This is a genomic window from Candidatus Bathyarchaeia archaeon, from assembly GCA_035935655.1.
GTDB lineage: Archaea > Thermoproteota > Bathyarchaeia > 40CM-2-53-6 > 40CM-2-53-6 > 40CM-2-53-6.
In genome coordinates, this window is sequence record DASYWW010000060.1 from 111,653 (window position 1) to 118,314 (window position 6,662).

General features: G+C 52.3%; 9 protein-coding genes. 4 read left to right on the top strand and 5 right to left on the bottom strand.

Annotation, left to right across the window (positions count from 1 at the left end):
* Positions 1 to 768: an ABC transporter ATP-binding protein gene (locus VGS11_11720; GenBank protein HEV2120752.1), complete on the bottom strand. Its 768-nt coding sequence runs from the start codon at positions 766 to 768 to the stop codon at positions 1 to 3.
* A 97-nt stretch (positions 769 to 865) separates the two neighbouring features.
* On the opposite strand from VGS11_11720, the gene VGS11_11725 reads away from it, so the two are divergent.
* A complete protein-coding gene (locus VGS11_11725) occupies positions 866 to 1,417 on the top strand; it encodes a ribonuclease H-like domain-containing protein (protein ID HEV2120753.1) in 552 nt (183 codons plus the stop codon).
* Here VGS11_11725 and VGS11_11730 read toward each other — a convergent pair.
* A complete protein-coding gene (locus VGS11_11730) occupies positions 1,391 to 2,068 on the bottom strand; it encodes a rhomboid family intramembrane serine protease (protein HEV2120754.1) in 678 nt (225 codons plus the stop codon). The two genes, VGS11_11725 and VGS11_11730, sit on opposite strands and share 27 nt — an antisense overlap.
* A 78-nt stretch (positions 2,069 to 2,146) precedes the next feature.
* Between VGS11_11730 and VGS11_11735 the strand changes: the two genes are divergently transcribed.
* Positions 2,147 to 3,088, top strand: coding sequence for a heme o synthase (locus VGS11_11735; protein HEV2120755.1), 942 nt, complete (start codon positions 2,147 to 2,149; stop codon positions 3,086 to 3,088).
* A gap of 7 nt (positions 3,089 to 3,095) precedes the next feature.
* Here VGS11_11735 and VGS11_11740 read toward each other — a convergent pair whose 3' ends face one another.
* Genes VGS11_11740 through VGS11_11750 form a run of 3 tightly spaced genes read right to left on the bottom strand, consistent with a single transcriptional unit; the run spans position 3,096 to position 5,196 of the window.
* Positions 3,096 to 3,698, bottom strand: coding sequence for a gamma-glutamyl-gamma-aminobutyrate hydrolase family protein (locus VGS11_11740; protein ID HEV2120756.1), 603 nt, complete (start codon positions 3,696 to 3,698; stop codon positions 3,096 to 3,098).
* Between the two features lie 3 nt (positions 3,699 to 3,701).
* Positions 3,702 to 4,862 carry an aminotransferase class V-fold PLP-dependent enzyme gene (locus VGS11_11745; protein HEV2120757.1) on the bottom strand — a complete coding sequence of 387 codons (1,161 nt, stop codon included), beginning with the start codon at positions 4,860 to 4,862 and terminating at the stop codon, positions 3,702 to 3,704.
* 55 nt (positions 4,863 to 4,917) lie between these two features.
* Positions 4,918 to 5,196 (bottom strand): hypothetical protein, encoded by a 279-nt coding sequence (locus tag VGS11_11750; protein HEV2120758.1) that lies wholly within the window; start codon positions 5,194 to 5,196, stop codon positions 4,918 to 4,920.
* 379 nt (positions 5,197 to 5,575) lie between these two features.
* On the opposite strand from VGS11_11750, the gene VGS11_11755 reads away from it, so the two are divergent.
* Entirely contained in the window at positions 5,576 to 5,872 is a 297-nt protein-coding gene (locus tag VGS11_11755) for a hypothetical protein (protein HEV2120759.1), read from the top strand.
* A gap of 108 nt (positions 5,873 to 5,980) precedes the next feature.
* Positions 5,981 to 6,662: GTPase (locus VGS11_11760; GenBank protein ID HEV2120760.1), on the top strand; the 682-nt coding region annotated here is incomplete at its 3' end.

The window sequence follows — 6,662 nt, forward strand, 5'->3', positions numbered from 1 at the left end:
TTAGTTGGGCTGTGAGAGAGATCGCGCGGGTTCGGGGGGAACTGGTTCGATCGCTCTCAGCCGGTAAGACTCCCTAGGCGATTGTGATGTTCTTGTTATGATGCCGTCGCGCATTTCATACAATTTCTCGGCCCGGTTCGCGACAACCGGGTCATGTGTGACGACAAGCACGGAGGCGTTCTCCCTTTTCGCTGCTTCGTACATTATCTGAACGACTTCTGTCCCTGTCTTGGTGTCAAGGTCTCCTGTTGGTTCGTCGGCGAGGATGATTTTCGGGTGATTTGCTAGGGCACGTGCTATTGCGACACGTTGTTGCTCTCCCCCACTCAGCTCGTCCGGTAGATGGGTGAGGCGTTCCTTGAGGCCGACGCGCTCGAGCATCAGACTAGCTCGCTCCTTCGCGGCTGACGGTTTCTGTCCTGCCGTTAACAACGGCAGCTCCACGTTTTCCAGAGCCGATAGTACTGGTATGAGGTTGTGGAATTGGAAGACGAACCCTATCTTGTGGCGTCGGAGCTTCGTGAGCTGGCCATCTTTCATGCCTGCAATGTCTTCTCCGTCGATGGTGACCGTGCCAGACGATGGCTTGTCCAGCGTTCCGATAATATTGAGGAGAGTAGTCTTTCCAGACCCGGAAGGACCGGTTATGACAACGAATTCTGCTTGGTAAAGCGTGAAGTTGACCCCGCGAAGCGCCCGGACTGTGACGTTGCCGAGCTGGTAGCTTTTCTCCAAGTTCGCAACTTGAACGATGGCAGGGGTCTCCACGAAGCCTCAATCAAAGGAGTAGGGGCTGAGGCCCGAATATCTTCCTTTCGAGATTACTCCCGAAGCGCTTAAGCCGTGAACCAATTATCAGTTATCTATGGCCGCTAAAATCGTCATTCTCGATATCGAGACGACATCGCTTGAGGCAGACGCTGGAGTACTCGTCGGTGCCGGACTGATGTCAGACACTGGCAGAGGCGAGTATTTGGAAGCGAGAAGGACGAGGGACGAAAAGTTGTTGTTGACGAAGCTATCGAAGCGTCTGGAGAGCTATGATGTCATGGTGACCTGGAACGGGAGGAGCTTCGATATCCCATTTCTAACGACTCGCCTCATGAGACATGGGCTTGATCCTCGACCGTTTCTTCGAAAGCCGCACATTGATCTTGCTGACGTGGTAAAGAGCCGGTTGAGACTGACCTTCACCTATCTCGATCATGTTTGTGATTTCTTCCAGGTCGATCGGAAGAGGGGTCCAATGGGGCTCGATGTGCCGTATCTCCACGTTAGAGCGCTTGAGGGAGATAGTAGTGCATTGTTGTCGATACGTGATCATTGTCTCGATGATTTGCGGGCGACTAGACAGGTTTTCTTCAAGCTCAAGCCGCTCGTGGAGCAACAGTTAGAGTATGCCGAGGGGCAGTCTTAGCCCGAAGAATGCTGCGAGCAGCGCGAGTATTGCGAGGTATATGCCGAAGAGTGCAAGCGTGATCAAGAGGTTTCTTGGCCAGCGCTTGCTCCAGGAGATTCCGAACGGTATGCCTACCGTGAAGCCTATGACGTGGGCAATATAGGCGATGTTTGGGTCATAGCCGAGCCCTGGAATGAGCGTCGGATCGTAGACGAGGGCTACGTTGTAGAGAAAGTAGAACATAGCGACGAGGCCCTGAGGGGCCATGAAGAGGAACGAGAATTTGAGCGGGTTCATCAGCATCACGCACGCTGCCAAAGTAAAGATGGCGGCTGATGCACCAAGCATGCCCGTGTCCGGTGCATAGAGCCCAAGGGCCGGAGGAAGGAGGAATGCTGTGAATCCTCCGATGAAGAAGACTGCCAAGTGATAGTCTCTACCGATCATCTTCTCAAGCGTATTTCCGAAGACGAATAGGAAGAGCATGTTTCCGAAGAGATGCGTGGGGCTCGCGTGAAGAAAGAGTGCGGTGATAAGAGTCCAGACTCTTCCTGCTAGTAAGTTGTTCCAGCTGAACACGAAATTCGTGTCAATGAAGTTAGGGTCCTGTTGCCAACCCCAGAGGCTGAGACCTACACATCCGAGTATGAGTAGATAGTTGACCCTCATCCTGGACCCCTCTGAAGCGTTCAGCGGTTAAGCGGCCTATTTCAGAAGTTCCTAACTACCGTCTCGCGACTCTTCGTCATTTCGGTTCTTTTTGTAAGGGCCGTTTGCGCCAAACCCTTTTACCGCCAACAAGGTCACGCATCGCGTTCATCCTTGGGGTCCAGAGCCCAGGCCTACCTTGACCTGACCAAGCCGAAGATAGTCTTACTTCTGGACTTTACAGCTCTTATAGCGTTCCTAGTGGCCACTCGTGGCATTAACCTGCTCAATCTTGTTGCAGTCATAATCGCAGGCACCCTCGCATCCGGCGGAGCAGGAGCGTTGAACTGCTATCTTGATCGGGACATCGACCAGAGCATGGGACGTACCAGTCATCGGCCAATCCCTAAAGGAGAGGTATCACCGTTCAATGCCCTAATCTTCGGATTAGTGCTTGTAGCCCTTGGTGTCGGCATCTCTTTGTTGTTGCTTTCTCTCTGGGCTAGCTTGTTCGTCTTCCTCGGAGCGGCGATCTACGTCGGCTTCTATACCAAGTGGCTGAAACGCCGAACCACCCTCAACATCGTCCTCGGAGGCTCCGCTGGAAGTTGCGCACCCTTGGCAGGCTGGGCAGCGGCCACAGGGAACGTTGCCTCTATCGCACCCTGGCTGATGGCCCTTCTCGTGTTCGTCTGGACACCAAGCCACTTCTGGAGTCTCGCCCTTCGAGCTTCCAGGGACTATGCGAAAGCGGGTATTCCAATGCTTCCAGTCGTGGTAGGCGATAAGAGAGCTGCCCAGTATATCGCCATCAACACCTTCCTCCTCGTACCATCCTCTCTCATCTTTGTGCCTCTGGGAACCTTCGGAATCATCTATCTCGCAATCGCCGGGCTGCTCGGTTTGGGAATGATCATTCTAGACCTGAAGCTGGCCTTCAACCCTACAAAGGCCCAGGCGTGGACAGCGTTCAAGTTCTCCAGTCCGTACCTCGCTATCGTATTCCTTGCGATGGTGCTCGACTACCGGGTTCTGCACTAGAGGCGGGTTAGAATCTTCGAATCTGTTTCACGAGGTTCTGAATGATCATTCTACCATGTGGATGGTCATCGTTTGACCGTTCAGGGTGGAACTGGACTCCGTAAATCGGCTTGGAGCGATGTACAATCGCCTCGACTCTGGTTGTCGTCGATTGTGCAAGGTGTTGGAACTCGTCGGGAACTTTGATCAATTCTTGTCGGTGTGATTCGGCTACCACCAAGTCGGATGGTAATCCGTCGAACAAGGGATGTTTGCGGACGACGTTCACTTTTTCGTATCCACGTAGCATTTGACCGAGATCGCGCATAGGTGCGCCGAAGGCTGAGCCGATGATCTGGTGTCCGTAGCATATTCCCAGAACTGGAAACTTGGCCTTTCTGACGAGGTCCATTTCGGGCTGGAACAGCTCGCGAGTTCTAGGTTTTGAGAGGAGGGCGCTGGACCCGGTAAGAATGACTAGGTCCGGGCCGGATTCTACGACTCTGCTGTAAAGATCTTGTTCGTTGAAGTCTATTTTCTCTACCGATTGACCCGCGCACTTTTCTATGTTCTGAACTGCTTTCTCAGTCTGTCCTAGTTCCTTGTAGTTGTTCACGACAACTATTTTCAATGTTTAGAGTGCAGACAGGAGCTTGTCGATCTCCTCTTCGGTATTGTAGTAGTGCGGTGAGGCTCGCAGGGCCTTGACTCTACTCGCTACGGTGATATTCATCTTCTTCAGCTTCTCATAGGTGGCTCCAGCTTCGGGGTCTTCGAAGACCACTATTCCGCTTCGCCTGTCGGACTGTAACGGTGTGAGTATCTTGCGTCCTTTCTTTCTCAAACCCTCGATCAGATGCTCGGTGACCTTTAGGACTCTATGGGATCTTTCTGTCTGGTCGTGTTTCAACGCGAACTCTAAGGCTGCTTTTGCGCCTACAATTGATATTACTCCCCAACTTCCGCCCTCAAACATCGTGGCGTCCGGTGCGGGTACTGTTTCTTCGATGTTGAACGGCCTTCCGAACAAATCTTGTTGGCTTGTGAGCCTCCTCGCGACCGAGTCTTGGACCCCATGCCAGCCGATATAGTTCGGATCCAGATCCTTCAGTCTGTCGCGTTTGGCATAAACGAAGGCTGCACCGTGAGGTCCTTGCATCCACTTGTACATCCCGCAGACGAGTGCGTCAACTCCGTCTTGTCGAGCGTCAATTGGAAAAACGCCTAGAGCGTGGAAAGAGTCGGCGATGACAAATGCGCCGTGTTCGTGCGCGATCTTTGTGATCTCTCGAATTTTCTCCCGGCAACCGTTGGTCCAGGAGACATAGTCAACGGAGACGATCGAAGTATCATCGTCTATTGCCTTCTCCCACTGTTCTAGGGGAACTGTGCCATTGTTGTCGCGGCGCAGTAGGCGCACTTCCTTGGCTCGTCCGTGTTTTTTCTGCAGATGCCAGAGGTAGATGTTTGTTGGAAAGTTGAGTTCGCTGATGACGATATTGCCTTTTGGTTTGTAGTTGATACTACTTGCGAGACCGACTAGCGCGCTGGTAACGTTTGGGACAGAGGCTACCTCGTCTAGAGTTGCTCCTCCTATCATCTTTCCGAATTGTCGGCGTGATTCGATGATGAGTGGTAGCCACTCTTCCCAGTTTTCACCGTACTCACGCCAGTCAGCCATGAACTCGTTAATCGAGTTCAGTACCGGTATTGATGGCGGACCGGTTCCCGCGTTGTCAAAGTACGCTCGTCGAGAGGTGACAGGTATCTGTTTTCTGACAAGGTCGATATTCAAAGAGACACCGCGGTTGGACGAAGACCAATTGGTCAGCCTAAGTATAAATGGAGTGCTAGGTCCTGTGGAAGTTCCGGACGCCTGTTTCTACGATGCAGTTCTTGCACCAGAACTGGTTTCGCTCCGGGCTGTACTGGGTGTGGCTATCGGTCACGATGTTTCCACAGAGGCCGCATCGGACGATGAAGACTTTCCGCATTTTGTGATTTGGAAGGTCCCTCTTGTGCCGCTCCACCTCGTTGTCGCCGGGGTCCAGTACCATGTTGCAGTTCTCACAGTAGTAGATCGTTTCTAGAATTGCCTTGTCCCGTTCGTCGACCCAATTCTCAGCCATGGACGAGGTGGTTCTCCTTGACGGAAAGATGTTCGGTCGTGCTTGTTTTCGCCGTTCTAAATCTAGATACCATTTCCCTGCTTATAGAGTCCACGAAGGAACGTCCGGTTTCTGGGCAGGTAGCCGAAATCATTCGCTTTTCAAGCGACTCTACAGAAAGGCCTCCCGATAAGCTGAAGTTCACCTATTGCGAGTTCCTCTCAAAGTGTCAACCAACTTTCAGTTGGAGTGTCCTTCATGTGGCAGGAGAGCCATACTTGTCGAACTGACAGCCGAGGATATTCAGCGGTCTCGCCCGCCTTCTACGTCGATGGTATGCGTTGAGTGTCGCGAAAAGCTTCGGTCCGCCGCCCGCTTAGAAACGCGCTATTCGACCAACATGGCACTTCGAGACCTTGGATTGATGGTCGTTGTAGCATTCTCGCTACTGCTATTGTTCTCTAACGTCATCTCGGGCCTTCGTCTCTCTCCACCGTTTGGAGCATCTCAGACCATCTTCTTCGTCACGGCAGCAACCTCACTCACTGGGCTGAAAATGGCCTATGGCGAGTTAGGGCGTCGGTACGCGTTCACCCACAGTCTTGCCTGGTCTTTGCATTCGCGCGTTGCGATGATAAGTGTCTCGCTCATGTTATCGGGTATTCTTATGGCTGTTTTCCGGATTTTTCTAGTCTGAACAGAACAGTAAGAAGTCCTACGATGATCTCCGCTCCTTCCTTGTGGAAGGTAGCAAAGTTCACAATACCCGATTAGGGGCTAGTTTGACTGGGAGTAAGGAAACAAGATGGGTCTTCCCGAGAAGATTAAGCAGATTGAGGAGGAGATGAAGAAGACCCAGATCAACAAGAAAACCGAACATCACATAGGGTTACTCAAGGCCAAGCTGGCCAGACTTCGCGCAGAACTGGAAGCTTCCACCTCGAAAGGGGGAGGTGAAGCTTACGAGATCCGCAAGGGAGGCGATGCTACAGTCGTCCTGATCGGACTGCCTAGTGTAGGCAAATCCACAATTCTCAATCGGTTGACGAACGCAAAATCGAAAGTCGCGGCTTACGCGTTTACAACGCTGACTGTTGTTCCGGGAATACTTCGGCTGAATGGTGCAGATATCCAGATTCTCGATCTTCCCGGAATCATTAGCGGCGCATCATCGGGACGAGGTAGAGGAAAGAGAGTTCTTTCCGTCGCTCGCAACGCTGATCTGGTCTTGCTTGTCTTGGATGTGTTTCAGCCAGGACAAATTCAGCTCTTGAAGCATGAGCTGCACGAGATGGGGATTCGGGTCGACCAGAAGCCTCCCGATGTTGTCATCAACAGGAGCAACAAGGGCGGACTTGCCCTAACGACGAGTGTCAAGCTGACAAAGCTTACCCCCGCATCGGTTAAGGGGATTGTCGAAGCCTATGGTATCAGTAACGGTGCAATCCTCGTCCGTGAAGATGTCACGGACGAACAATTGATCGACG